We start from the raw sequence: 26093 nt of genomic DNA, 5'->3' as shown, positions 1-26093 counted from the left end.
CGCATCCGCGCGGATGTTCACGCACGAGGTCCGACCGGCACATGCCGGCCGGACCTCGGTGCATTCGTGCCCCGGGACCGATGTGTGCGCCATGGGATCCGACCGGGTATATGTATGCGAAAGGGGGGCGCACACCAGGTCACGCATGGTGTGCGGTAGTCAGCACCCTCCTCCCATCACCGAGAGGAGTCGATGTGTCGATCCGATCCACGTCCAACGCCAAGGTCAGGTCCCAGACCCAGCATCAGCGTCCGCACCGCATCGTCGAGCACGATGGTCCTTCGTTCACCGAGGCCATCCATTCCCGTTTGTTCTCGAATTACGAGCCTCCGCGAGGTGATCGTCCCGGAGCGGCCTGACGTCGACGAGACAGTAGGGCAGACTGCGAGAGTATGAGCGCATCGTCGAAGATCCAGAGCACACGTATCGTCCTTGCGTCTCGCCCCGACGGGACGCCTACAACCGACAACTTCCGAACCGAGGTCGTCGACCTCCCCGCCCTGTCCGACGGGCAGATCTTGCTGCGGACCGTCTACCTTTCCCTCGATCCCTACATGCGCGGTCGCATGAGTACCGCAAAGTCGTATGCAGATCCTGTGGAACTCGACGACGTGATGGTCGGCGGCACGGTCGGGCAGGTCGTCGAATCGCGACACTCGAGTCTCGCTGTGGGCGACTATGTTCTCGCGGGCGCAGGCTGGCAGTCGCACGCCGTCATCAATGGTGACGAGGTGCGCAAGCTCGATCCCGACGCAGCACCGCTGTCCACAGCGCTCGGCGTGCTGGGAATGCCGGGCTTCACGGCCTATTCGGGACTGTTGAAGATCGGGCAGCCGAAGAAAGGCGAGACCGTTGTCGTGGCGGCGGCGACCGGACCTGTCGGATCTGCGGTCGGCCAGATCGCGAAACGCAAGGGTGCTCGCGCAGTCGGTATCGCGGGCGGACCGGAGAAATGCAAGGCGCTGCTCGACGAGTTCGGGTTCGACGCAGCCGTCGACCACCGCGACCCCGACTTCGCGCAGAAGCTTGCCGACGCGGTACCCGATGGCATCGACGTGTACTTCGAGAACGTCGGCGGGCACGTCGCCGATGCGGTGATGCCGCTGCTGAATCTCTACGCGCGGATACCGGTGTGCGGTCTGGTGGCGCAGTACAACGGCGCCGACCTCGAGCGCCGCGACCGGCTGCCCGGCTTCTTCTCGCTCGTTCTCGTCAAGAGCCTCACGATCCGGGGATTCATCCAATCGGAATTCGTGTCCGAGATGTACCGCGACTTCCTTCGCGAGGCCTCGGAGTGGGTACGCAGCGGTGACCTGAAGTATCGAGAGGACATCGTCGACGGTCTGGAAAACGCGCCGGAAGCGTTCATCGGCCTGCTCGAAGGGAAGAACTTCGGCAAACTGCTCGTGCAGGTCGCGCCGGAACAGTAATGCGTCAGCGACGTGGCGTGCCCGTCGACCACAGTGCCCACAGCACCAGCACGGGCTGGAAGAACAGTCGGATGAGACGCTTCCGGTCGGTGTCGAGGCCGAACGCGCTGCGGCGGTGGAGATACTGCGCAAGGTTGCCGGGGAAAACCGCGACGAAGAACAACGCGGCGATCCGGCCCACGCGGACGCGGTCCCGCGGGAGGACGGCGAGGCCGGCGCCGAGCATGATTTCCACCCCGCCCGACGCCATCACCACTCCGTCCTTGTCCATCGGGACCCAGTCCGGAACTTGCGCCTGAAAGTCCTTACGAGCCCAGAACAGGTGACTCATCCCCGCGAACACCAGGGCCGCGGCGAGGAGATACCGCGCAATCGTCCTCGGCCGAGTGGTAGGTGGCGTTTCCGTCTGCTGATCGGTCATGCTGCGATCGTACGGAGCAGACGGCCCCCGCGGCGGCATCTCGACATCTTCGCCGCGGGGCCGGGCAGCGGATCAGGCGATGCGCTCGAACACCGCGGCGAGACCCTGTCCGCCGCCGATGCACATCGTTTCGAGTCCGTAACGTCCTTCGCGGCGGTCCAATTCGCGCAGCAGTGTCGCGAGGATACGACCGCCGGTCGCGCCGACCGGATGACCGAGGGAGATGCCGGAGCCGTTGGGATTGAGCCGGCTGTCGTCGGCTTCGATGCCCCACGTGCGGGTCACCGCGAGGGCTTGGGCGGCGAACGCCTCGTTGAGTTCGATGATGTCCATATCGGCGAGCGTCAGGCCGAGACGGCCCAGCGCTTTCTCGCTGGCCGGCACCGGGCCGATTCCCATGGTGCGTGGAGGGACTCCGGCCACCGCCCAGCTCGCGAGCCGGGCGAGCGGGCGCAGGCCGAGCTGTGCGGCCTTGTCTGCGGTGGTGACGATCGCGAGTGCGGCGCCGTCGTTCTGGCCGCTCGCGTTGCCCGCGGTGACGGTGGACTCGGGATCGACCTTGCCGCGGATCGGACGCAGCTTCGCGAGTGTCTCGACGGTGGTGTCGGCGCGGGGATGTTCGTCGGTGTCGACGACCAGCGGATCACCTTTGCGCTGCGGCACTGTCACCGGCACGATCTCCTGTGCAAAGACACCGTTGTGCTGCGCGGCGACGGCGCGCTGGTGCGACTGCACCGCGAGTGCGTCCTGATCCTCTCGGCTGATGGAGAATTCGGCGCGCAGGTTCTCGGCCGTCTCGATCATGCCGCCGGGAACGGGGAAGTCGCGGCCTCCGGCGGTGACGCGTGCCCGGGCGAGGCGGTCGTCGAGTGAGACTGCTTCGCCTTTGACTCCCCAGCGCATCCCGGTCGCATAGAACTCGGCCCGGCTCATGGACTCGGCGCCGCCGGCAAGGATCAGGTCGCTGCCGCCGGTCTGGACCTGCATGACGGCCTGCACGATCGCCTGGAGGCCGGAGCCGCAGCGGCGGTCGACCTGGATGCCGGGAACGTCGACGCCGAGACCGGCGTTCAGTGCGGCGATGCGTCCGATCGCGGGGTTCTCACCGCTCGGGGAAGCTTGCCCGAGAATCACGTCGTCGACGTCGGAACCCGAGATGCCGGTGCGCGAGATGATTTCGCGGATGACGGTGGCGGCGAGGTCTTCCGGTGCGATGTCCTTCAGGACGCCGCCGAAGCGGCCCACCGGGGTACGAAGCGGTTCGCAGATCACTACATCGGTCATCAGTTCTCTCTCCGATCAATTCGTCTGGGTGCGGGCGTAATCCGACGAGATCTCGTCCGCGGTGGAAACCAGGGTGGGGACCAGCCGGTCGCGGAGGGTTCCGATCGGGTAGCGGGCGGCGTGGGTGGAGATGTTCACCGCGGCCACCACAGTGCCGGATGCGTCGCGGATCGGTGCGGCGAGCGACCGCAGTCCCTCTTCGAGTTCCTGGTCGACGATGCAGAATCCTTCGCGGCGCACCTTGTCGAGTTCGGCGCGCAACGTATCGCGGGTCTGCACGGTGGTACCGGTGATGGGTGCCAGGTCGGCGCGGGCGAGGTAATCGTCGAGTTCGACGTCGGGCAGGCCGGCGAGCAGGACGCGGCCCATCGACGTGGCATACGCGGGGAACCGGGTGCCGAGGGTGATCGTGACGGTCATGATGCGGTTGACCGGAACGCGGGCGACGTAGACGACGTCGTCGCGATCGAGCACCGACACCGACGTCGACTCGTGGATCTTCTGGGCGAGAGATTCGAGGTGGGGTCGCGCGATCTCGGGCAGCGAAAGCGCCGACAGGTAGCTGTATCCCAATTCGAGTACCCGCGGAGTGAGCCAGAATTGGGATCCGTCGGTGCGTACGTAACCGAGCTCGGTCAATGTGAGCAGGAAACGGCGCGCGGTCGCGCGGGTGAGGCCGGTGGCGCGTGCGACGTCGGACAGGGTGCGGCGCGGGTTCTCTGCGTCGAACGCTTTGATGACCGACAGTCCGCGGGCGAGCGATTGGACGTAGTCGGGCGAGGCGTCCTTCACGACCGGGCTCGAATCGGTATCGGTCACGACAGGTTCTTCTTCAGGTGCTCGGTGATCAGCTGCGTGACCGTGTCTGCCTGTTCGACGTTCGCGAGATGCGCGCCGGGTGCGACGACGTGGAACTCGGCGGTGGCGATGCCGTCGGCCATGGCCTGCATCACGGCGGGCGGGGTGGCGGGGTCTTCTTCGCCTGCGATCACGAGAGTGGGTGCGGTGATGCGGGCAAGACCGTCGCGGCCGTCCCAGGTCGCGAGGGCTTCGCAGCATGCGGCGTAGCCCTCATCGGTGGTGCCCTCGACCATCGCGACGTGCCTGCTGACGAGGTCTGGATCGCTCTCGGCGCGACCGGGACTGAACCAGCGCGACACGATGGATGCGGCGATGGAGGCCAATCCGTCGGTGCGCACGGTCTGGGCACGATCGAGCCACGGCTGGGCGGGCAGGAACGCCGAGGACGTGCACAACAGCGTGAGCGAGTCGACGCGCTCGGGATGGTTGGCCGCGAGCCACTGGCCCACGGCGCCCCCGAGGGAGAGTCCGACGTAGTGCACGGACTGCACGTCCAGGGAGTCGAGCAGCGCGAGGATGTCGGCTCCCAGTGCGCTCATCGTGTAAGGGCCGGGCGGTGTGGGCGACGAACCGTGCCCGCGGTGGTCGACAGCGACGACGTGCCAGGTCGAGGACAGTGCGTCGATCTGCGACTGCCACATCGACAGGTCGGATCCGAGTGAGCCGAGGAAGAGCACAGTCGGCGCGGACGGGTCTCCGTGCTGTTCGTAGTGCAGCGTGACAGTCAATGCATGCTCCATTTGTTCGCAATGAGGACGGATGGACGCTATGCGGACAGGCTAGTGCGGTCCTGAGCGTGAAGCAACGGCCTTTGGCGGATTTGTTCGTATTGCGGACGAGGGTTCACATTACGTACGTCGCCGGTTATTCTGGCATGCATGGACAAAGTCGTTGCCTCCGCCGCCGAGGCAGTAGCCGACATCCCCGACGGTGTGACCATCGCCGTCGGTGGATTCGGCCTGGTCGGCATCCCCGAGATCCTCATCGACGCGCTTCTCGAGCAGGGCGCGACCGACCTGGAGACTGTCAGCAACAACTGCGGTACCGACGGTTTCGGTCTGGGCCTGCTTCTCGAGAAGGGCCGTATCCGTCGCACGATTTCGTCGTACGTCGGTGCCAACAAAGAATTCGCCCGTCAGTACCTTTCGGGTGAGCTCGAAGTCGAGCTCACCCCGCAGGGCACACTCGCCGAGCGGATGCGGGCCGGTGGCGCGGGTATCCCCGCGTTCTTCACTCCCGCAGGTGTCGGTACCGCGGTCGAAGAAGGCGGCCTGCCGCTGCGCTACGACGGGCACGGCGGCATCAAGCTCGCCTCGCAGCCCAAGGAAACCCGCGAGTTCGACGGCCAGACCTACGTGATGGAACGGGGTATCGCCGCCGACTACGCACTCGTGCACGCCTGGAAGGGCGATCGGCACGGCAACCTCGTCTACCGGGCCTCGGCCCGCAACTTCAACCCGCCCGCCGCGGCCTCGGGGCGGATCACGATCGCTCAGGTCGAGCATCTCGTCGAGCCGGGCGAACTGGATCCCAACGAGATCCACACCCCCGGTATCCACGTGCAGCGAGTGGTGCACGTCGGCAAGATCGAGGTCGGAATCGAGAATCGGACGGTGCGCTCATGACACAGTCGGCAAAGGGCATGACCCGCGAGCAGATGGCCGCGCGCGTCGCCGGAGAACTGCGCGACGGTCAGTACGTCAACCTCGGTATCGGCATGCCCACGCTGGTGCCGAACTTCATCGAGCCCGGCATCGAGGTCATCCTGCACGCAGAGAACGGTGTGCTCGGCGTCGGCCCGTACCCCACCGAGGACGAGCTCGATCCCGAGCTCATCAACGCGGGTAAGGAAACGATCACCGCGATCCCCGGTGCCTCGTACTTCGACTCGTCGCAATCGTTCGGCATGATCCGCGGCGGTCAGATCGATGTCGCAGTGCTCGGTGCGATGCAGGTCTCGGCCAGGGGCGATATCGCCAACTGGATGATTCCGGGCGCCATGGTCAAGGGCATGGGCGGCGCGATGGACCTCGTGCACGGCGCCAAGCGCGTCATCGTGATGATGGATCACGTCACCAAGAAGGGCGACCCGAAGATCCTCGAGGAATGCGCACTTCCGCTCACCGGCAAACGGTGCGTCCAGCGGATCATCACCGATCTCGCCGTCATCGATGTCATCGACGAGGGGCTGAAGCTCGTCGAGACCGCGCCCGGTGTCACCACCGAAGAAGTGGTCGCTGCGACGGCCGCGAAGCTCATCGTCTGACGGTCCGGCCTTGCTACATCAGCGCGCCTCCGGGTCCTCTGGGCCCGGAGGCGCTGTGCTGTCCGGATCGGGCGGTGGCGACGTCGAGTCGGGTTGTTCGATCAGCGCGTACCGCGTCCCGTAGGACTCGACGAGAGCCTGCAGGATCGCGACCACCGGCACCGATACGAGTGCTCCGACCGCGCCGAACAGGGTCGCCCCGACGATCACCGAACCGAAGGCCACCGCAGGATGGATCGACACGGTGCGTGCCGTGATCCGGGGGTGCAGCACATAGTTCTCGACCTGTTGATAGAGCGTGCCGAACACGACCACCCACACCCCATCGAGTGGTTGCGATGCGGCAGCGATGATCGCGGGCAGTGCGATCGCCAGATACGTACCGAGCGTCGGGATGAACTGGGAGACGACTCCGGTCCAGATCGCGAGCGGTAACCAGTAGGGCACGCCGATGATCAGCAGGAAGATCCCGGTCGCGATGGTGCTCGCCGCCGCGAGGATCAACCGCGACACGACGTAGCCGCCTGCTTTCTCGACCGACGTTTCCCATACCTCCGCGATCACTTTCTGCTGCCGCGCGGGAAACCAACTCGAGATCGCCCGCCGCATCTTCGGGCCCTCTGCAGACATGTAGAACACGAACAGAAGAATCGTCAGCAACTGGAAGAGCGTGCCGACCAGGGTGCTCACGACGCCGAGCACGCCCGGTGTGAATCGCTGCGCGAGATCGCGGATCGTGTCCGGCGTGAGGTGGAGCAGGTCGTCGCCGGTCTTGAAGTTGGTGTCGAATGTGCGGTTCGCCCAATCGGTCACCCGCGACAGAGCGTCGGGAAGTGTGGTGAGCAACTGTGCCACCTGTTCGGCGAGGATGGTGCCGAACAGCGCGAAGAACCCGACGGTGAGCACGAACAGGCTCACCATGACCAACCCGGTGCCGGCCCCTCGCCGGAGGCCTCGACGCTCCAGCAGGTCGACGATCGGCTCGATGGTGACGCTGAACAGCCACGCCAGGAAGATCAGGCCGAGAAAGCCTTTCAGGTTGTGGAACAACCAACCCGACATCTGGTAGAACGCGATCGCAAAGAGCACTGCGATGATCGTCGGTCGTAACCACCGAGGCGCACGTGGACGGTCCGCAGTATCGGCGTCATTGCTCATCGCACCTCCTCGGGCGATCTGCTCTGACGCGAAATCTACTCGGCGTTCCTGCTTTGCGCGGCGGTACCGGCTTCGACAATCCGGAGGAAGCGGGTTGTGAGCTCCGCCAGTTCGCCTGCGTGCGACCGCGGCGACCAGTGCCCCGCGTCGAGCGGCTCGCGGTGCAGATCCGTCACCCACCGTTCGGTGTCCTCGTATCCGACAGGGCGTACTGCCAGGTCACGAAGATTCTGGACGAGCTGCACCGGAACGTCGGTTCGCCGTTCGCGCGGCCGGAGCAGATGCCGGCGCACGTTCGCCCGGTACAGCTTCAGTCCGTGCACCATGTCGTCGGCGACGGTGGGTGCGAGCGGCCCGATCGCCGCGGGATCGGTGCGATCGAAGGCACCGACGAAGCCCGGCCAGTGCCGGGAGAACCACCATCGAAGCGCGGGCACGGGTAGCCCCGGAATCTGGAAGAGAACGGTGTAGGCGGAGGCCAGTGCTTGCTCGAGTGGTCCGAGCGGGCGTGCTTGCCGGAGGCGTCGCCGCATCCACATCGCGAGATGGTCGAGATTGGGTCCCGACACCGAGGTGTACGACGCGATGCGTTCGGCGGCCCCCGGCTCGCACACCGCTTCCCAGCACAGCACTGCACCCCAGTCGTGTGCGAGCAGGTGAACGGGGGTATCGGGGCTCATCGCGTCGATCACCGCGAACAGGTCGGTGGCGAGGTGCGTCAGCCGGTAGGCGGCGACATCTCGGGGAACGGTGGAGGCGCCCGCACCGCGATTGTCGAATCGGATGATGCGAAATTCATCGGCCAGGTGGGGCACTACCCGGTCCCACAGCAGATGGGTGTCGGGCCAGCCGTGGACGAGGATCAGGACCGGCCCGTCGGGGTTTCCCTCTTCGACGGTGTGAAGGCGGATCGGCCCGTTGGTGACGATACGTGTGCGCATGCGGTTCCTCAGAGGTCGAGTACGAGCCGGCCATCGGCGCGGGAGACACAGACGAGCATCTCCTCGCGGCGTTCGTCTGCGGTGAGCCGGTTCTCGCGGTGGTCGGGACTGCCGGACAAGACGCGTGTGCGGCACGTGCCGCAGAAACCTTGCCTGCACGAGTAGGGGACATCGGGACGGTGTCGGCGGATCACATCGAGTGCAGATTCGTTTGCGGACACCGGAAGAACTGCCCCTGTGCTCGCCAGTTGCACCTCGAACGGGCGGCCGTCGACGATGGGAGGCGCGCCGAACCGTTCGAAGTGCAGCGCGTGGGCGCCGGTATTGCCGAATCCGGTTTGCACGGTGTCCAGCATCGGCGCGGGTCCGCAGCAGTAGACGGCGCCGCCGGCGGGCGCTGCGCCGAGGAGGTCGTCGACGGTGGGGACACCGTACTCGTCGTCGGGACGGATGAAAACCCGTTCACCGTAACGCTGTTCGAGTTCGCGGACGAACGGCATCGCGCTGCGGCTTCGGCCCGTGTATGTCAGGAGCCAGTCGATTCCGGTGAGCTCGGCAGCGCGCACCATCGCCAGGATCGGCGTGATCCCGATGCCGCCCGCCAGGAAGAGCACTCGTCCGTCGGCAACGAACGGAAATCCGTTGCGGGGCCCCCGCACCGACACTGTGTGTCCGGGTTCGAGCGCGTGCATTTCGAGTGAGCCGCCACCGCTGTCGGGCACACGGCGCACTGCAACGACGTAGCTGCCGGTGTCAGCGGGATCGCCGCACAGTGAATACTGCCTGCGCCGTCCGGACTTCAGGTGCACGTCGAGATGCGCGCCCGGGTGCCACATTGGCAGCGCGGCACCATCCGGTGCCTGCAGTGTCAGCTGCACCACATCCCCGTCCGCGGCTACGACCTCCTTGCGCGACACGGTGAGTCGCATCTCCGGGTCCGGTTGCGCAAGGTGTCCGGTCCCGCTGCCGAGTGGGGCGACCACGCCGACGTACCGGTCGACGAGCACTTTCAGGAGTCCCATCGCGCGGTCGGGGCGCCTGCGTCCACGGAGGTCGTGCGGACGTTCCTGCCGAACGGGCAGGCCGGTCACCGGTGTGCTCCGCGGGCTGCGGGGGAGGAGGCGAGGTAGCGGACGGCCTGGGCAGTCGACCCCTCCCGACTCGGGTGGTACATGCGATCGAAGTACCGGGACAGTCGCCTGACGAGGTCGGACGGCCCTGGCATGGTGCCGCGCCTGCTTGCGGCGAGCCAGTCCGAGACGTGCGGTGTGCGCGCCCTCGCGGAAGCATCGGTGAGCTCGGGGTCGTGCGACATGAGGAATCGGGTTCCGCGGATCCACAGCCAGGTGAGAATCGGGGCGACGATGATCTGCGTCCGCAGGCGGCGTGCTTCACTGGGGTCGAAGTAGCGCATCAGGTCGTAGGCGACGCTGCGGTGCTCGACTTCTTCCGCGCCGTGCCACCGCAGCAGATCGAGCATCCTGGGATCCGTTCCCGCTGCGTCGAGTCCTCGTGCGTTGAGGACCCAGTCGCCGAGGAACGCCGTGACGTGCTCGATTGCTGCGATGATGGCGAGCCGCTCTACGAGGTAGTTCTCGGCGCGCAAGCCGGTCAGGGGGCGTGGTCCGAGGAGGCGTCCGAACAGCCATTGGATCTGGTCGGTGAACGGTGTGGGATCGAGTCCTCGGGCATGAAGGTGCTCGAGAACGCCACGGTGTGCGTTGGCGTGGACCGCTTCCTGCCCGATGAACCCGAGGACGTCCTCGCGGAGTTCCTCGTCGTGGATGTGGGGGAGTGCTTCCTCGAAGGTCTCGACGAACCACTCCTCTCCGGCGGGAAGAAGTAGATGCAGCACGTTGAGCACGTGGGTGCTGAACGGATCACCGGGGACCCAATGCGCGGGGAGTGCGCTCCAATCGAAATGGACGTCGCGGGCGTGCAGGAGTACGCGATCGGGTGCGACGGGCGGCACAGTGCTCACGGAAGGGTCCGGACCGTGCGCGCGGCTGCGGTTGTTCATGTGAGCGAAGGTTACAGTAACTGCTGGTAATAAGTAATAGGGCGGACCGTTCGGATTCACCCGTCGGGATGGACGCAAAAAGACTTCAGGCCCGGCTTCCGTGGGAAGCCGGGCCTGAAGTCGTGGTAGCGGGGACAGGATTTGAACCTGCGACCTCTGGGTTATGAGCCCAGCGAGCTACCGAGCTGCTCCACCCCGCGTTGCCTGACCTACAGTACACGATGTTTCGGGGTGCAATTACCGGGGTTGTTCTACGCCTCGAACGCGGCGAGGGTTTCGGAGTAGTACCCGCGGATGTGACCTTCGATCCGGCGGCGCGCGAGTTCGGGGTCTCCCGCGCGTACCGCCTCGACCAGACCTCGGTGCTCGTGACGCAGCCGGCCGCACGTCGTCGGCCAGATTGCGAGCGGCGCCCCGGTCAGTACGTAGCCCTCGATGGATTCGCGCAGTCCCGCCATCATCGCCGCGATCACCTGGTTGCCCGCGGCGTCGGCCATTGCGATGTGGAACTGCGAGTCGAGCACCAGAAACTCGTTCGCCGCCAGCGCGGTGTCGTCCATCGCGTCGAGCAGCTCTTCGGCATTGCTCAGATCCGGAGTGGGGTTGCGGGTGGCGAGCAGCTGCATCACCTCGGTTTCGAGGACGAGGCGGGTCTGCACGACGTCGGCGACCGGGAAGTTCTGGGCCGCGACCTGCATCCGCATGAGCATCGTCATCCCGCCCGTCGGCCGCGAGACGATCATCGCTCCGGAGGTGGGCCCCGACCCGGTCTGCGACTTGAGTAGACCCAGCGCCTCCATCACGCGCAGCGCTTCCCGCACCGACGACCGCCCCACTCCGAGCTCGGCGGCGAGTACGCGTTCACCCGGCAGGCGCTGGCCCGGGGAGAGCTCCCCGGAGACCAGCATCTGCTCGAGATGGTTCAGCACGTGTTCCCACGCGCGTGGCTCGGACTGTGGCGACATGACTCGACAGCCTATGTGTCGGGGCAGGTCAGGGCAGCATCCAGGACAGCACTGGCGTCGACTGCAGGTACACAAGCACACACAGGACGGCGAGCATGCCGATGCTGTACCAGACCACCTTGCGCAGCAGTTCCGGCTCGCTACCGGGCCGGTCGACGGCGGTGGCCGCGATGGTGAGGTTCTGCGGACTGATCAACTTGCCGACCACGCCACCGGAGGTGTTGGCGGCAACCAGCAGTGTCGGGTCGATCCCGGCGGTCTGACCTGCAGCCTGCTGCAGGCGGGCGAACAGTGCGTTGGCCGAGGTGTCGGATCCGGTGACGGCGGTACCCAGCCAGCCGAGAATCGGTGAGAACAGTGCGAAGACGGCCCCTGTGCCCGCGAGCCACGTGCCGATCGCGACGGTCTGCCCGGACTGATTCATCACGTACGACAAGCCGAGCACGGTCGCGACCGTGGCGATGGCCAGGCGCATCTTCCATGCGGTGCTTCCGAGGGTGACCACGGCCAGGCGTGCGCCCATCGGGAACTTTCCGGCGTTGTTCCATATCGCGTAGACAACGGTGACGATGGCGCCCGAGATGAGCAGGAGCGTGCCCGGAGTGGACAGCCACGGCAGCGTGTAGATCGCGCCGGTCGATGCGGAGCCGTCCTCGTTCAACAGATTCCCGTACAGGCCGGGCCACTCGATCTTGATATCGGTCGATGCCAGCCACTTCGGGATGTCCACGCCGAGTGTCCACAGCTTGGCGATGCCGAACACCACGATCACCAGCAGGTACGGGAACAAGGCGAACATCGTGCGGGTGGGGCCGATGGCTTCGGCCGACGCCTGCGAGAGCTGGTCATCAGGGGTGCGAGGGCCCCAGAAGCGCAGCATGATCACTGCGGCGGCCAAGCCCACCAGGGAGGCGACGACGTCGGTCAGCTCGTACGAGAAGTGGCTCGAGCACCAGAACTGGGCAAGCGCGAACGCAGCGCCGGTGACCAGCGCGATCGGCCACACTTGACGGAAGCCGCGACGACCATCGACAAGGAAGAGCAGCAGCATCGGCACGAACAGCGCCAGCAGCGGGGTCTGGCGTCCGACGACGGCAGCGATCTCGGTGGCCGGGATACCGGTGAGGTTGCCGGCGGTGGTGATCGGAATAGCCATCGCGCCGAAGGCGACCGGCGCGGTGTTCGCGACAAGGACGGTGACCGCGGCGCGGATGGGAGGCATTCCGATGGCAATGAGCATGGCGCCGGTGATCGCCACGGGGGCGCCGAAACCGGCGAGTGCCTCGAGCATTCCGCCGAAGCAGAACGCGATGAGCATCGCCTGCACACGCATGTCGCCGCGGCCGACCGAATTGAATACTTGCCGGAGATCTTCGAACCGGCCGCTGACAACCGTGAGCTCGTAGAACCAGATCGCGGTGACCACGATCCACATCACGGGGAACAGGCCGAACGCAATGCCTTGCAGGGCCGATAGTCCGGCGAGCTGTGCGGGCATCCCGAACCCCAGTACCGCGACGACCAGTGCAACGGCGAGCGCGCCGAGGCCGGAATACCAGGCCTTGAGCTTGAATCCCGCGAGCAGGACGAAGAATGTCAGCAGCGGCACCAGGCCGAGCAGTGCAGAGGCGGTGAGGCTGCCGGCGACGGCGGTCGTCGACGGTGTGAAGGTCACCGCGAGCAGGTCGGTTTCCACAAGGGGGCTCCTGAGATCGCGGCCGCAGTGTGCGGCGACTGGCTGTGTGGTCGGACCACGTGGTCAGACCACAGGGGAAGCTACACCATGATGCGTGTCACAATCGAGCCCCGGGGGCGAAATCGTGAAAATCCGAAATCGCGTGACGGCATCCACGTTCATCCGCTAGGGTGTGGTCAGACCACACAAGCCGATGCGGAGTTTTCCATGCGAGTCGCGCTGTTCGCCACGTGTCTGGGCGACACATTGTTCCCGAACGCAGTCAAAGCCACTGCTCTTCTGTTGGCCAGGCTCGGGCACGAGATCGTGTTCCCCGACTCGCAGACCTGCTGCGGTCAGATGCACGTCAACACCGGTTACCAGCCCGACGCGCTGCCGCTGGTCGAAAACTACGCCGGTACGTTCGGCGACCCTTCCATCGATGCCGTGGTCGCGCCGTCCGGCTCCTGCGTCGGATCGGTGCGGCATCAGCATGAGATCGTCGCGTCGCGATACGGCAGCGCTGGCCTGTGCGGTCGCGTGGATACGGTCAAGACCAAGACGTACGAACTGTCGGAGTTCCTCGTCGATGTCCTCGGCGTCACCGATGTCGGTGCCTACTTCCCGCATCGCGTGACGTACCACCCGACATGTCACTCGTTGCGGATGCTGCGTGTCGGAGACAAACCACTGCAGCTTCTCCGCGCGGTTCGGGGAATCGACCTGGTCGAACTCCCCGAAGCCGACTCGTGCTGCGGCTTCGGGGGCACTTTCGCGCTCAAGAACGCGGAGACCTCCACCGCAATGCTGGCCGACAAGATCCGCAACGTCTCGACCACGGGTGCCGAGTTCTGCAGCGCGAGCGATTCGTCCTGCCTGATGCACATCGGCGGTGGTATGTCGCGATTGCAGACCGGAACCCGAACCATTCACCTTGCGGAGATACTCTGCGCCACCGAGTCGAAGGCGGTTCCAGCATGACAACCTCTCGACCCGCCCCCCTGACCCGCCCGGCCACAGCACTCGGATTGCCCTCGATCCCGCCGCGCGGATTCGGCAATCTACGCGGAACCGAGACGTTTCCGGCCGCGGCGCATCATGAGCTCGCGAACGGGCAGCTACGACGCAACATCGGCAAAGCGACGCACACCATCCGCGCCAAACGTCTCGCCGTCACCGGCGAGGTACCCGACTGGGAACAGCTGCGCGACGCCGGTGCTGCCGTCAAAACCGATGTGCTGAACCGACTTCCCGAGTTACTCGAACAGCTCGAAGCCGCAGTGACCGCGCGCGGCGGCATCGTGCACTGGGCTGCCGATGCCGCAGAAGCCAACGCCATCGTGACGAGGCTCGTCCGGGAGACCGGCTCCGACGAGGTCATCAAGGTCAAGTCGATGGCCACGCAGGAGATCGGGCTCAACGAGCATCTCGAAGACGAGGGGATCCACGCATACGAGACCGACCTCGCCGAGCTCATAGTCCAGCTCGGGCACGACAAGCCCTCGCACATCCTCGTGCCTGCCATCCATCGGAACCGCACCGAGATCCGCGAGATCTTCCTGCGCGAGATGGCCGATGTGGACCCGGATCTCGACGACAATCCCGCGCATCTTGCCGAAGCGGCCCGCAAGTTCCTGCGCCGGAAATTCATGACCGTTCCCGTCGCGGTGTCCGGTGCGAACTTCGGGATTGCGGAGACAGGCACCCTCGCCGTCGTCGAATCCGAAGGCAACGGCCGCATGTGTTTGACCCTGCCCGACACGCTGATCACCGTCATGGGTATCGAGAAGCTGCTGCCCACGTATCGGGATCTCGAAGTGTTCCTGCAGTTGCTGCCCCGTTCGTCCACCGGTGAGCGAATGAATCCCTACACCTCCATGTGGACGGGTGTCACCCCGGGCGACGGACCGCAGACCTTCCATCTCGTTCTTCTCGACAACGGTCGTACCGCAGCACTCGCCGACCGAGTGGGACGCGAAGCACTGCACTGTATCCGGTGCTCTGCGTGCCTGAACGTGTGCCCCGTGTACGAGCGCACCGGCGGACATGCCTACGGCTCCACGTACCCCGGCCCGATCGGTGCGGTGCTCAGCCCTCAACTGGCGGGGATGAGCGAACCCGGGGATCCCAACGCGACCTTGCCGTTCGCCTCGAGCCTGTGTGGCGCGTGCTTCGACGCCTGCCCGGTGAAGATCGACATTCCCTCGCTCCTGGTCGAATTGCGGCACCAGAAGGTCGAACATGCCAAGTTCGGTCCCGAAGCGGCAGCAATGAAGGCGGCTTCGATGGCAATGTCGTCGTCGGCTCGCTGGACCGCGGCGCAGAAGGCGGCTGGGGCGTTGCGGATCGTCGCAGGCAAGAAGGGCAAGATCTCGAATCTGCCCGGACCGCTCGCGGGGTGGACGGCAGCCCGCGACATCCCGGCACCTCCGAAACAGACCTTCCGGCAATGGTGGCAGTCCGACGAGGGCGCAGCAGCGATCGCGCAGGCGCGCGAGAACGGAGACGCGCAATGACGTCGCGCGAGACGATCCTCGGCCGCATCCGCGACGCGTCGGTGCTCGCGCCTCCTGAGTCCGTGGAGGTTCCGCGGGAGTACCGCACCGGTCGAACGCTTCCCGACGACGAACGCTACGAACTGTTCGTCGACAGACTCGTCGACTACAAAGCGAACGTGTACCGCAGTACCCTCGGGGAGCTACCCGCCACGATCGCGCGTGTGCTGGCCGCTCGAGGTGCCCGCCGAGTGGGAGTACCTGCGGGGCTGGACTCTTCGTGGTTGTCGCAGTTCGACGGCGAGGTGGTCGTCGACAGCGTCGACGTCCCGGCGCCGGCCCTCGAGGGTCTCGACGGTGTCGTGACGGCATCGACGGTCTCGTGTGCCGAGACGGGCACGATCTTCCTCGACGGCAGCCCCGATCAGGGGCGCCGCGCACTGACACTGGTGCCCGACCTGCACGTCTGCGTGGTGCAGATGGGCAGCGTCGAGGTCGGGGTTCCTGAGGCGCTCGCCAGGCTGGTGCCGGAGCGGCCCACCACCATGATCAGCGGCCCGTCGGCAACCTCCGACATCGAACTCGAACGTGTCGAGGGGGTGCACGGTCCGCGGACCCTCGATGTGGTGATCGTCTGAGTGCTCAGGACCGACCGATACGTAGGCGCAGCAGCTCGACGCCGTCGCCGTCCAATTCGTCGAGCACTGCGGCCCTGCCCACCATCGCCAGCGCGAGTGCCTCTCCGGGGCCTTGCACGAGGGGCCCGTCGCCGCGCTCCCACTCCAGGTCGGTCGCGATGAGCCGGAGTTCTCGAATGTAGCGCCGGGGCCGGGCGAACGGATCCGGGTGATCGAGCACGAGCCGGAGCCGGTCGGGGTCGATCGTTCGCGGAAGCCCCAGTGGCCTGCGGATGTCCTGCTGGTGCACAAGATGATCAGCGAGGCATAGTCGCGGGAAGTATCGGGCCATCCAACTACGGGAAGTCGAGGCCGACAACCTGTCGACGAGGCGGTCGACGGGGACATCACGTGCCGCGACGACGTAGTGCTCGTTGAGACGATCGGCGGAGGGATGGAGCAGACCGGCGAGGGCATAACGGTGCAGGGGCACGGCGTCGATCGTCAGATGGCCCGCGACGTCGCGCACCGACCACCCTTCGCAGAGTGATGGTGCAGCCCACTGGGCGGGCGTCAGTGAACGCAGGAGTTCGATGAGTTCCGCACGTTCGGCCACGATGTGCTCTCGAATGTCCACGCTCTCACCGTACGACTGCTGCGATACCGTTTCGCCCGTGAAATCTCACAATCGACGTACCCTGGACGTGGTGATCGTGTGACGAAGGCTCGGGTGGAGGACATCCACGACTTGGCGTCGGCCATGCCCGACGTCACGGTGGAAACGGGCCCGAGGGGCAATTCCGTGTATCAGGTGGGCCGGAAGTCTTTCGTGTTCTTCCGTACCCCGCGACCCGATGCGAAAGACCCCGACACCGGCGAGCGGTACACCGATGTAGTGGTGTTCTGGGTGCCGTCAGAGTCCGACAAACTCGCACTGATCCAGGACCCCGCCACGCCGTTCTTCACCACCCCGCATTTCGACGGTCATCCTTCGGTGCTCCTGCGCACGAGCCGGATCGGCGAGATCAGGCGGCAGGAACTGGCCGAGGTGATCGAGGACGCCTGGCTGGCGCAGGCATCACCGCGACGGCGTCAACGGTGGCTCGCGGAGCACGGTATGTGACGACGAGAGCTACGTCAGCCGTTCTTCAGCCGCCACTCCGCGAGGTCGATCGTGCTCGAGATGGATTCGATGAGCGCGGCGAGTCTCTCCTCGGGCCCGGGAGCGCTGAGTATCGCGTAACGATCGGCCTCCCCCATGGGGATGTACCGAGTGAGAGCGAAGAGCCGGGCCCCGGGATCGGTCGGAAGATCGTCCGGCGGGGGCGCCGCGCGCCCCTCGGTGAGCCTATCGAGCAGACCGTAGAGCCTGCCCAGATAGACGGTGAGTTCGCTCAGATCCACAGCACCGCAGCCGGTATCGGGCCACACCTCGACCTCTGCACGCGGGTACGGATCGTCGGGAAGCCATTTGATGATTCGAATACGTTCTTCGGCAATACATTCGAGTGTGTGGCGTCCACCACCGAGCTCGTTGTCGACCATGATGCGGGCCACGGTGCCGACGTCGGTGCGCTGGTCGCCGCCACCCACCTCGTGTCCGCGGGAAATCAGTACGACCCCGAAACGGGGACCGTCGGGTGCGGCCATGCAGTCGCGGACCAGTTCTTGATACCTCGGCTCGAACACGCGCAGGGGGAGGTGGTCGCCGGGAAGCAGTGCTGTACCGAGTGGAAACATGGGGAGAATCGGCATCAGGGCATCCTCAACCGGGGTGTCGGGGGTTCGGGGATCGGGTCGTCGCGTTCGATCTCGGTGAGCAGATGATCGGCCCACGCGGCCAGGCCGTCGATGTCGAGCCCGTGAGGCGGCACGTCCTCGTAATGGCGAATCCGCGCTTGCCCCTGTCGCAACAGCGACGTCGCGCCCTTCGGGTTGCCGCGCAGCAGGTGGGTGAGGCCGACGGACAGCTGAGCGAGTCCTTGCCACAGCGGGCGTTCCTCGGGTTCGCAGGACTTCCAGATCGACTCGAACACCTCGTGTGCGTGGAAGGGAAATCCATGGTCGAGGAGCCGTTGGCCCTCGGTGATCGCTTCGTCGGGGGTGAAGCTCGCGTCCTCGGGGATTCCCTCGACCCCCTCCTCGCCGTAAGGCAGGGGGCGACCAAGTGCGTCGCGAGGTCGTGCGTTCTGCGGTTTCCCGTCTGCGGTCCGGTCCCGATCCGACATGTTTCCAGGTTAGTCCACCGTGTGTGTCCGGCGAGGCCCTCGCGCGGAGCGGGATGCCGAAGTGGTCGATTCGACGATGACGACGAGGGTGTCGGTGAGCAGGGTGTGTACCTGCTCCCGGGTCAATGATCGGCGTTCGATCCATTCCCGTCCGGTGGATTTGATCAGGCCACCGTAGGCACGGATCATCGGGTGGAGCGCGACGGCTTCTTCTTCGGTGATGGTCGGGCCGAGAGCTTCGAGCAGCCGGTCTGCGGCGAGGTCGTCTGCGTCGCTGAGAATTTTGCCGACGTCCGGGTCGCTTGCCATTCCGCCGCCTGCGACGGCGACGAGCCAGGTCTTGCCGTGCCGTTCGAGGATTCCGAGGAACCAGCCGATGAAGGCGTCTGCGCGCTCGGCGAGGGTGCCGTCGGGAACGGTCACGCGCTCGGGTGGAGGGACGGTGACCATCGCCTTGATCACCTCGAGGTAGAGATCGCGCTTGCTTCCGAAGTAGTGGTTGATCAGGCCCCGCGCGACCCCGGCTTCCTTGGCCAGTTCAGTGGCGGACACCGACGCGTACGGGCGTTCGCCGAACAACCGGATCGCGCAATCGAGAATCTGGCGGCGGCGCGCGTCGGGTTCGAGGCGCTGCCGCCGAGGTTCGGCGTCCAAGCTCATGGTTTTACCTTCTCACTTCGCACGGCACTCACATTCGAGTGGGCAGAATTCGCTCCGAAACGTTATTGACAGTCTGCCAACAAGCTGATTACTTTAGGGGCACCCACGGGGCAGAAGCGAACCCGACATGCGCGACACCGGAGGCACCGTGTCCACAGCACTCACCACCACACCCGATTCGAGCGAACTGGCAGCGGTCCGGGAACTCGCACGCGACTTCTTCGCCAAGGAAGTGACACCGCTCGAACCGAAGTTCGTCGAACAGGGCTATCCCGACCGGTCTGTCTACCGAAAGGCCGGCGACCTCGGCCTTCTGTGTATGTCGATCCCCGAGGTGTACGGCGGTGGCGGCGGAAACTTCGCCTACGAGGCGATCCTGTTCGAGGAGCAGATCCGGTCCGGCGACAGTGCCATGCAGCTCGGCGTGCACACCGGGATCGTTCCGCACTACATCCTCGCCTACGGCACCGAAGAGCAGAAGCAGCGCTGGCTGCCGAAACTCGCTTCCGGCGAGTGGATCGGTGCCATTGCGATGACCGAACCAGGAACCGGATCCGACCTGCAGGCGATCAGCACCCGCGCCGTCAGGTCCGGAGACGACTACCTCGTATCCGGCGCAAAGACCTTCATCTCCAACGGCCGCAACTGTGACCTTCTGATCATCGCCGCGAAGACCGACCTCGAGGCACGCGCATCGGGCATCTCCCTGCTCGTCGCCGAGGTCGCCGACGACACACCGGGTTTCGAGCGCGGACGCGTGCTGGACAAGATAGGCCAGAAGGGTCAGGACACCGCCGAGCTGTTCTTCGACAACCTGCGTATCCCGGCAGAGAACCTCCTCGGTCCGGTCGAGGGGAAGGGCTTCATCCAGCTGATGGAGCAGCTCCCCAACGAACGACTGATCTGTGCGGTGGCCAGTGTCGCGATGATGGAGCACGCCGTCGAGCTGACCACCGCATACACCAAGGAACGCAACATCTTCGGCAAGCCACTCATGGCCATGCAGAACACGAGGTTCGAACTCGCCGAGTGCGCGACGGTCACGCGCATCGCCCGGACCTTCGTCGACGACTGCACCGAGAAGTTCCTGCGCGGTGAACTCGACGTGCCCACCGCAGCGATGGCCAAGTACTGGACCAGCGACCAGCAGTGCTCGATCGTCGACCGCTGCCTGCAGCTGTTCGGCGGTTACGGATACACCACCGAATTTCCGATCGCGCGGATGTTCACCGACAGTCGCGTGCAGAAGATCTACGCCGGAGCGAACGAAGTCATGAAGGACATCATCGCCCGCTCGCTGTAAGCCGCTCGCTGTACGACCCTCACCGTTCCCCCGGACCCTTGGAGCCTCGATGTACCTGACACAAGGCGTGCACCGTGCCCTGCAATGCACCCCCGACGCGCCCGCCACCATCTACGGCGACCGCACGCGCACCTTCCGCGAACACGTCGATCGGATCGCACGTCTCGCCGCAGGCCTGCACAGTCTCGGTGTGTCCTCCGGCGATCGCGTGGCGATGCTGTCACTCAACAGTGATCGCTACGCCGAGTACCTCATTGCGATCCCGTGGGCCGACGCCGTTCTCAATCCCGTCAACATCCGGTGGAGCCCCGCCGAGATCGCCTACTCGCTCAACGATTCGGGCACAACGGTGCTGATCGTCGACGACGCATTCGCCGCAGCAATACCTGCTCTGCGTGCCGCATGCCCCGACCTGGCCACCGTCGTGTACGCGGGGGAGCACGACGCCCCCGAAGGCACCGTGTCGTACGAAGAGCTGATTGCGTCGCACGGCCCGGTCGAGGATGCGCGCCGGTCCGGAGACCAGCTCGCCGGCATCTTCTACACCGGTGGGACGACGGGCTTCCCCAAGGGCGTGATGCTCAGCCACGCCAACATGGTGACCTCGGCAGCCGGAACCGTCGCGACCGGCGAACTGCTCTCCGGCGAAGCGCGTCTGCTCCATGCGGCCCCGATGTTCCACCTCGCGGACCTCGCCGCGTGGGCGGGCCAGGTCATGCTCGGTGGACCGCACATCGTCGTGCCGTTCTTCGAGCCGGTCGCTGTGCTGAAGGCCATCGAGCAGCATCGTCCCACCGACGTCCTGCTGGTCCCGACCATGCTCCAGCTCCTCGTCGACCATCCTTCGGTGGGCGAGCACGACCTGTCGGCGATGCAGCGGATCCTCTACGGGGGCTCGCCCATCGGCGAAGGTCTGGCCACCCGGATCCTGACGATGTTCCCGGGCGTGCGAATGACCCAGGCGTACGGCATGACCGAGGTTGCACCCGTCGCCTCGCTCCTGCTGCCCGACGATCACACTGGCGTCACGTTGCGCTCGGGCGGGCGGGCTGCGCCGCATTCGGAGCTGAGGGTGGTCGACCTCGACGGCACTCCCGTTCCGACCGGCACCGTCGGCGAGATCTGTGTGCGCGGCGGCCATGTCATGCAGGGATATTGGAACAAGCCGGACGAGACCGCAGCCGTACTGCGCGACGGCTGGTACCACACCGGCGACGGCGGCTACCTCGACGAGAACGGGTTCGTCTTTGTCGTCGACCGGCTCAAGGACATGATCGTCACCGGTGGGGAGAACGTGTACTCCGCCGAGGTCGAGAGCGCACTGAGCAAGCATCCGGCGGTCGCGCAGTCCGCGGTGATCGGATTGCCGTCCGAGACCTGGGGCGAAACCGTGCACGCCGTGGTGATCCTGGCAGCGGGTGTCGAGGTCACCGCGGAAGAGCTGCAGGCGTTCTGCAAGGAGCACATCGCCGGTTACAAGACCCCGCGAAGCTTCGACTTCGTCGATGCCATCCCGATGTCGGGCGCGGGCAAGATTCTCAAGCGTGAACTCCGGGAATCTTTGGCGGCGGACGGCACACGATGACTCCCGATATGGCGGGCGCCGATATCCGGTTGTCCGACGACGAATTCCGGTCGCTGGATCCGGCCACCGGCGACGAGATCGACCGGTTCCGAATCCACGACGAGCGTGCCGTGCAGACGCGGGTGGATCGCGCCCGGTCCACGTCGGCCTGGTGGCAGCACCAGGGGGCGACCGGCCGCGCCGAGCACCTGCGGCGGTGGCGCACGTGGATCTGGCGTCACGCGGACGAGGTCGTGGATCTGCTTCACCGGGAGAACGGCAAGCCCCGCGACGACGCCTTCATCGAGGTCGTCCTGACCGTCGAACACATGCGGTGGGCAGAGGAGAACGCGGCACGTGCGCTTACGCCACCGAAGTCGGGCCCGGGCCTGCTCTTCGCGAACTACACGACGTCGGTCGAGTACGTGCCGCTCGGGGTGGTCGGCATCATCTCGCCGTGGAACTACCCGCTCTACGCACCGAACAGTTCTGTGTCGTTCGCGCTTGCCGCCGGAAACACGGTCGTATTGAAGCCGAGCGAGTACACCCCGGCGGTGGCGGCCTGGTATGTAGAGGGGTTCTACCGAGCCAACCCGCATGCACCGCTCGGAATCGTCGGGCTTACAACGGGATTCGGTGAGACCGGCGCTCTGCTCTGCAATTCGGGTGTGGACAAGATCGGGTTCACAGGTTCGACGCGCACGGGCAAGAAGATCATGGAGCAGTGCGCCCGCACCCTGACGCCGGTGTTGCTCGAATGTGGTGGCAAGGATCCCGTCGTGGTCGCCGAGGACGCCGATCTGAGAGCGGCGGCACGGGCGATCGCGTGGGGAGCGTTCAGTAATGCGGGGCAGACGTGTGTCGGCGTCGAGCGCGTGTACGTGGTCGGCGGGGTCCGCGACAAGTTCCTCACCGAACTGCGCCGCCAACTCGAACAGGTACGACCGGGCAGCGGCGACGACGCCACCTACGGACCCATGACGATGCCCGCGCAGATCGAGGTGGTGCGCCGTCATATCGACGCGGCCGTCAAGGACGGTGGACAGTTGCTGCTGGGCGGCCCGGAGTCCGTGGGGGAGCGGTACATCGAGCCGGTCGTGATTCTCGATACGGCCGAGGAGTCGGACGCCGTCCGGGAGGAGACGTTCGGTCCGACCGTGACGGTGCGGACGGTCAGTGATGTCGACGCGGCCGTGAAGCTGGCCAACGCCAGTGATTTCGCGCTCGGGGCGTCGGTCTTCTCACGTCGGCGTGGTGTCGAGATCGCCGAGCAACTCCGTGCGGGTCAGGTGTCGATCAACTCCGTGGTCGCGTTCGCGGGGATGGGTGCAGTACCGATGGGTGGGGTCGGCGAGAGCGGATTCGGGCGTGTCCACGGTATCGACGGGATGCGGGAGTTCGTGCGTACCCGAAGTGTCGTGCGTCAGCGCTTCTCGTTGCCGGGTTTCGAGTTGATCGCGCTGCGTCGCAAGGCGCATGTGCTGCCGATTCTGCGGCGGGTCCTGGGGCTACGTCACGGGCGGTGAGGCGCCAGGATCGGTAACAGCCGTTCTCGCGCGAACGAGGCCAGATCCTCTCGGGTCTGCAGAGGAACCAGCGCCTGGGGGGTGAGGACGACGGAGTGCGCCACCCGCACGACGACTTCGGCACGGCCGACGAGGTCGTCGACGGGTGGCAGGAGGCCGGACGCGACTGCATCGTCGAGAATCGCCACCGCGGCGTGCGTGGCGGTGGTCAGGAGCGTGCCACCCTGGGTGGTCAGCCGGGGGAGTGCGCTGTCCGTCTCGAGGGACAGCATCCGGTTCCACACCGGGTGCTCGCGCATCCGCGTGACGGTGGTCGCGAAGACGTCACCGACGAGGTCGTCGATCGTCCCAGCCGCCTGCGCGGTGGCGACGACTTCGTCGATCAGGCGGGCAGCGCTGCGCGCGGTGACGGCCTGGGCTATCTCGTCGCGGCTGCCGATGCGCCGGTAGACGGTCACCCGCCCCACGCCGGCGCGTCGTGCGATGTCGTTGACGGTGGTCAGTCGCACCCCGACTTCACTGAACTGTGCCTCGGCCGCGTCGAGGATCGACTCGATCTCGGGCGGGTTGGTCGCGCCGATCGCCGGTGGCGATACGGCCGTGGGGGGTTGTTCGGCTGGCATCGGTCCAGGTTATCCCGATTTCAGCTGAAACATTGAAACATCTTATGTGTATATGTATCTTCTCTGTATCGAGTGGTTACACGTACCGACCGAGGAGACAAAGCATGCCGTCACATCACGGCGCTCCGACGCCCTACACCGAGGAAGCACTGGCGATCACCGCCCGTAACGTGCGCTTCGACTGGTCGGGGGTGCCCCTGCAGTACGTTCCCGGCGACTCGTACGCCACGCAGTTCTGGAACGTCATGCACCTCGTCCTTCCAGAAGGCGAACGCGCCATGGCCGATGTGTTCGGTCGATCCCTGGACTACATCGACGACCCGCGCCTGCACGAAGAGGTCGTCGGATTCGTCGGCCAGGAAGCAACGCACGCGAGCTCCCACGAGAGCTTCCGCAAGTACCTCTCCGAGCACGACGTCGACATCGCGCCCGTACTGGACCGCATCGGATACATCGTCGACCAGATCTTCGGCGACCACGGCCTCACGGGGCGTGCGGGACGGTTCTGGCTGCGCGAACGCCTCGGCATCTACGCCGCCGCCGAACATTTCACCGCCGTCGTCGGCGAGTGGCTGATCGACAACACACCGTTCGACCGCCGCGGAGTCGATCCGACGATGCTCGACCTGCTGCGCTGGCACGGCGCCGAGGAGATGGAACACCGCAACGTCGCGTACGACGCCTTCCAGTACGTCGACGGCAGCTACGCCCGCCGCGTGCGCACCGCGTTCATCGCGTTCGCGGGTCTAGCGCTCCTGTGGTTCAGCACCACCGCCTACATGTACCGCATCGACACCACCGAAACGCGTCGCGTGTCCTGGCCCCGCGCCTACCGACGTTCGGCGAAGGCATCGATGATCCCGACCCTGACCTTCCTCGCGAAGCAGATCCCGCCCTATCTCAGGCGCGACTTCCATCCGTCGCGGATGGGCGACATCGGCAAGGCTGTTCGTTACCTCGCGAAGTCGCCTGCCGCCAGGGAGGCCGCAGCATGAGCACCGCAACCACCCCGTCGCCGTTCCTCGGCGCGGTGATGCACGCGACCAGGGCCTACTCGAAGCTGTTCAGCGAGAGCAGGTTCGCGCCGATCCTGTCGAGGCCCGCTCCCGTGCGGCACAGCGACTACGATCGACTGCTGCGCGTCGAGACACGCACCGTAGAGGCCGACGGAGTCGTCTCGCTGACGCTGGTCTCCCCGGACGGCGGGGTACTGCCCACCTGGGTTCCCGGTGCGCACATCGATGTATTCCTGCCGTCGGGTCTGCAGCGTCAGTACTCGCTGTGCGGCGACCCCGCGGATCGCACCCGCTACCGCATCGCCGTGCGCCGCGTCGGCGACGGCGTGGGCTCCGCAGAGATCCACGAGACGGTCGCCGAACACAGCACGATTCGAGTCCGCGGACCCCGCAACGCATTTCCGCTCGCCGACGCGCCGTCGTACCTCTTCGTCGCCGCCGGGATCGGAATCACGCCGATCCTGCCGATGATCCGCAGTGTCGCAGGCACCGGCACTCCGTGGAAGTTGTACTACCTCGGCCGCTCCCGCGACACGATGCCGTTCCGGAACGAACTGTCGGCACTGACCGGTGGCGACGTCATGATCCGGCCCGACGACGAATTCGGCATCACCCCGATCGCCGAAATACTCGACCACGCGCAACCTCACGGTGCCATCTACCTGTGCGGTCCGGCGCCCCTGACGAAGGACGCACACCAGCAAGCCCCGCTCGTGGCACCCACCTGCTCGCTGCACACCGAACGATTCAGCCCGCCTCCCGTCGTCGGAGGGGGAACCCTTCGAACTGCGCCTCGCCCGGACCGGAACCACCGTCCAGGTCGCTGCGGACGGGACTGCCCTTTCCGCCATCCGGCGTGCGGTCCCCGGCGCGACCTACTCGTGCAGGCAAGGGTTCTGCGGCACCTGCAAGGTGCGTGTGCTGTCCGGCGACGTCGATCACCGCGACACACGCCTCTTGGATGAACAGCGAGCGGAATCGATGCTCCCATGCGTGTCGCGTGCGGCGGGACCTGTACTCGAAATCGATCTGTGAAACGA

26 protein-coding genes, 1 tRNA gene and 2 pseudogenes are annotated in these 26093 nt (G+C 65.9%); 13 read left to right on the top strand and 16 right to left on the bottom strand.

The annotated features are described in order from the left end of the window. Positions 1–194: 194 nt before the first annotated feature. Both ACTDXD_RS09510 and ACTDXD_RS09505 read left to right on the top strand, forming a co-directional pair. A complete protein-coding gene (locus tag ACTDXD_RS09510; RefSeq protein ID WP_440126800.1) occupies positions 195–359 on the top strand; it encodes a hypothetical protein in 165 nt (54 codons plus the stop codon). Between the two features lie 33 nt (positions 360–392). Continuing rightward, positions 393–1430 (top strand): NADP-dependent oxidoreductase, encoded by a 1038-nt coding sequence (locus tag ACTDXD_RS09505; RefSeq protein ID WP_440126799.1) that lies wholly within the window; start codon positions 393–395, stop codon positions 1428–1430. A 4-nt stretch (positions 1431–1434) separates the two neighbouring features. Here ACTDXD_RS09505 and ACTDXD_RS09500 read toward each other — a convergent pair whose 3' ends face one another. From ACTDXD_RS09500 to pcaD, 4 genes and pseudogenes are all read right to left on the bottom strand, one after another. After that, the gene (locus tag ACTDXD_RS09500) at positions 1435–1851 is read right to left on the bottom strand and encodes a DoxX family protein (RefSeq protein WP_132476880.1); all 417 of its coding nucleotides are present in this window, start codon (positions 1849–1851) and stop codon (positions 1435–1437) included. 72 nt (positions 1852–1923) lie between these two features. Beyond that, complete coding sequence (locus ACTDXD_RS09495; RefSeq protein ID WP_440126798.1) at positions 1924–3135, bottom strand: acetyl-CoA C-acetyltransferase; 1212 nt, start codon at positions 3133–3135, stop codon at positions 1924–1926. Positions 3136–3150: 15 nt separating this feature from the next. Beyond that, positions 3151–3954 (bottom strand): IclR family transcriptional regulator, encoded by an 804-nt coding sequence (locus tag ACTDXD_RS09490; RefSeq protein ID WP_440126797.1) that lies wholly within the window; start codon positions 3952–3954, stop codon positions 3151–3153. A gap of 14 nt (positions 3955–3968) precedes the next feature. Next, positions 3969–4724, bottom strand: a pseudogene (gene pcaD / locus ACTDXD_RS09485) (3-oxoadipate enol-lactonase); the annotation flags it as partial. 150 nt (positions 4725–4874) lie between these two features. Here pcaD and ACTDXD_RS09480 point away from each other — a divergent pair. Continuing rightward, positions 4875–5621, top strand: a complete 747-nt coding sequence (locus ACTDXD_RS09480) for a CoA transferase subunit A (protein WP_169689512.1) — start codon at positions 4875–4877, stop codon at positions 5619–5621. Continuing rightward, on the top strand, positions 5618–6262 hold the full coding sequence (locus ACTDXD_RS09475) for a CoA transferase subunit B (protein WP_440126796.1): 645 nt from the start codon (positions 5618–5620) through the stop codon (positions 6260–6262). The genes ACTDXD_RS09480 and ACTDXD_RS09475 overlap by 4 nt, the downstream gene beginning before the upstream one ends. A gap of 18 nt (positions 6263–6280) precedes the next feature. Here ACTDXD_RS09475 and ACTDXD_RS09470 read toward each other — a convergent pair whose 3' ends face one another. From ACTDXD_RS09470 to ACTDXD_RS09440, 7 genes are all read right to left on the bottom strand, one after another. Next, the gene (locus ACTDXD_RS09470) at positions 6281–7420 is read right to left on the bottom strand and encodes an AI-2E family transporter (protein WP_440126795.1); all 1140 of its coding nucleotides are present in this window, start codon (positions 7418–7420) and stop codon (positions 6281–6283) included. 35 nt (positions 7421–7455) lie between these two features. Continuing rightward, positions 7456–8361, bottom strand: coding sequence for an alpha/beta fold hydrolase (locus ACTDXD_RS09465; protein WP_440126794.1), 906 nt, complete (start codon positions 8359–8361; stop codon positions 7456–7458). An 8-nt stretch (positions 8362–8369) separates the two neighbouring features. Beyond that, positions 8370–9452, bottom strand: coding sequence for a PDR/VanB family oxidoreductase (locus ACTDXD_RS09460; protein ID WP_440126793.1), 1083 nt, complete (start codon positions 9450–9452; stop codon positions 8370–8372). After that, positions 9449–10381: a metal-dependent hydrolase gene (locus ACTDXD_RS09455; RefSeq protein WP_440126792.1), complete on the bottom strand. Its 933-nt coding sequence runs from the start codon at positions 10379–10381 to the stop codon at positions 9449–9451. The genes ACTDXD_RS09460 and ACTDXD_RS09455 overlap by 4 nt, the downstream gene beginning before the upstream one ends. Before the next feature lie 123 nt (positions 10382–10504). After that, positions 10505–10581: transfer RNA gene (locus tag ACTDXD_RS09450), tRNA-Met, on the bottom strand. 51 nt (positions 10582–10632) lie between these two features. Continuing rightward, positions 10633–11346: a FadR/GntR family transcriptional regulator gene (locus tag ACTDXD_RS09445; RefSeq protein ID WP_440126791.1), complete on the bottom strand. Its 714-nt coding sequence runs from the start codon at positions 11344–11346 to the stop codon at positions 10633–10635. A 28-nt stretch (positions 11347–11374) separates the two neighbouring features. After that, a complete protein-coding gene (locus ACTDXD_RS09440; protein WP_440126790.1) occupies positions 11375–13042 on the bottom strand; it encodes an L-lactate permease in 1668 nt (555 codons plus the stop codon). Between the two features lie 207 nt (positions 13043–13249). Here ACTDXD_RS09440 and ACTDXD_RS09435 point away from each other — a divergent pair, with 207 nt between their 5' ends. From ACTDXD_RS09435 to ACTDXD_RS09425, 3 genes are read left to right on the top strand one after another with little or no spacing between them, the layout of a single operon-like run. Next, a complete protein-coding gene (locus ACTDXD_RS09435; protein WP_440126789.1) occupies positions 13250–14002 on the top strand; it encodes a (Fe-S)-binding protein in 753 nt (250 codons plus the stop codon). Further along, positions 13999–15537, top strand: coding sequence for a LutB/LldF family L-lactate oxidation iron-sulfur protein (locus ACTDXD_RS09430; RefSeq protein ID WP_440126788.1), 1539 nt, complete (start codon positions 13999–14001; stop codon positions 15535–15537). The genes ACTDXD_RS09435 and ACTDXD_RS09430 overlap by 4 nt, the downstream gene beginning before the upstream one ends. Beyond that, complete coding sequence (locus ACTDXD_RS09425; protein WP_440126787.1) at positions 15534–16154, top strand: LutC/YkgG family protein; 621 nt, start codon at positions 15534–15536, stop codon at positions 16152–16154. The genes ACTDXD_RS09430 and ACTDXD_RS09425 overlap by 4 nt, the downstream gene beginning before the upstream one ends. Before the next feature lie 4 nt (positions 16155–16158). On the opposite strand, the gene ACTDXD_RS09420 is transcribed toward ACTDXD_RS09425, so the two are convergent. Next, a complete protein-coding gene (locus tag ACTDXD_RS09420) occupies positions 16159–16770 on the bottom strand; it encodes a maleylpyruvate isomerase family mycothiol-dependent enzyme (RefSeq protein WP_440126786.1) in 612 nt (203 codons plus the stop codon). A gap of 123 nt (positions 16771–16893) precedes the next feature. On the opposite strand from ACTDXD_RS09420, the gene ACTDXD_RS09415 reads away from it, so the two are divergent. Further along, on the top strand, positions 16894–17256 hold the full coding sequence (locus tag ACTDXD_RS09415; protein ID WP_440127594.1) for an MmcQ/YjbR family DNA-binding protein: 363 nt from the start codon (positions 16894–16896) through the stop codon (positions 17254–17256). 14 nt (positions 17257–17270) lie between these two features. On the opposite strand, the gene ACTDXD_RS09410 is transcribed toward ACTDXD_RS09415, so the two are convergent. From ACTDXD_RS09410 to ACTDXD_RS09400, 3 genes are read right to left on the bottom strand one after another with little or no spacing between them, the layout of a single operon-like run. After that, positions 17271–17888, bottom strand: a complete 618-nt coding sequence (locus tag ACTDXD_RS09410) for an LON peptidase substrate-binding domain-containing protein (protein ID WP_440126785.1) — start codon at positions 17886–17888, stop codon at positions 17271–17273. Then, a complete protein-coding gene (locus ACTDXD_RS09405) occupies positions 17888–18361 on the bottom strand; it encodes a DUF309 domain-containing protein (RefSeq protein WP_440126784.1) in 474 nt (157 codons plus the stop codon). Before ACTDXD_RS09405 ends, ACTDXD_RS09410 begins: the two co-directional genes overlap by 1 nt. Positions 18362–18370: 9 nt before the next feature. Beyond that, a complete protein-coding gene (locus ACTDXD_RS09400; RefSeq protein WP_440126783.1) occupies positions 18371–19021 on the bottom strand; it encodes a TetR/AcrR family transcriptional regulator in 651 nt (216 codons plus the stop codon). A 127-nt stretch (positions 19022–19148) separates the two neighbouring features. On the opposite strand from ACTDXD_RS09400, the gene ACTDXD_RS09395 reads away from it, so the two are divergent. The 3 genes from ACTDXD_RS09395 to ACTDXD_RS09385 are packed head-to-tail and all read left to right on the top strand — an operon-like array spanning position 19149 to position 23414. Then, positions 19149–20324: an acyl-CoA dehydrogenase family protein gene (locus ACTDXD_RS09395; protein WP_440126782.1), complete on the top strand. Its 1176-nt coding sequence runs from the start codon at positions 19149–19151 to the stop codon at positions 20322–20324. Positions 20325–20373: 49 nt separating this feature from the next. Continuing rightward, on the top strand, positions 20374–21909 hold the full coding sequence (locus ACTDXD_RS09390) for an acyl-CoA synthetase (protein WP_440126781.1): 1536 nt from the start codon (positions 20374–20376) through the stop codon (positions 21907–21909). Beyond that, on the top strand, positions 21906–23414 hold the full coding sequence (locus ACTDXD_RS09385; RefSeq protein ID WP_440126780.1) for an aldehyde dehydrogenase family protein: 1509 nt from the start codon (positions 21906–21908) through the stop codon (positions 23412–23414). The genes ACTDXD_RS09390 and ACTDXD_RS09385 overlap by 4 nt, the downstream gene beginning before the upstream one ends. Here the strand turns inward: ACTDXD_RS09385 and ACTDXD_RS09380 are convergent. After that, the gene (locus ACTDXD_RS09380) at positions 23402–24037 is read right to left on the bottom strand and encodes a TetR/AcrR family transcriptional regulator (RefSeq protein ID WP_440126779.1); all 636 of its coding nucleotides are present in this window, start codon (positions 24035–24037) and stop codon (positions 23402–23404) included. The genes ACTDXD_RS09385 and ACTDXD_RS09380 overlap by 13 nt on opposite strands. Positions 24038–24141: 104 nt before the next feature. Between ACTDXD_RS09380 and ACTDXD_RS09375 the strand changes: the two genes are divergently transcribed. Beyond that, on the top strand, positions 24142–25032 hold the full coding sequence (locus ACTDXD_RS09375; protein WP_440126778.1) for a metal-dependent hydrolase: 891 nt from the start codon (positions 24142–24144) through the stop codon (positions 25030–25032). After that, a pseudogene (locus tag ACTDXD_RS09370) lies at positions 25029–26088 on the top strand (PDR/VanB family oxidoreductase). Before ACTDXD_RS09375 ends, ACTDXD_RS09370 begins: the two are co-directional and overlap by 4 nt. Positions 26089–26093 lie beyond the last annotated feature (5 nt).

It is taken from the genome of Rhodococcus sp. SJ-3 (genome assembly GCF_051918125.1).
In the GTDB taxonomy this organism is placed as follows: domain Bacteria; phylum Actinomycetota; class Actinomycetes; order Mycobacteriales; family Mycobacteriaceae; genus Rhodococcus.
The sequence above is the reverse complement of the archived record's forward strand: the minus strand, read 5'-3'. Positions and strand labels throughout refer to the sequence as shown.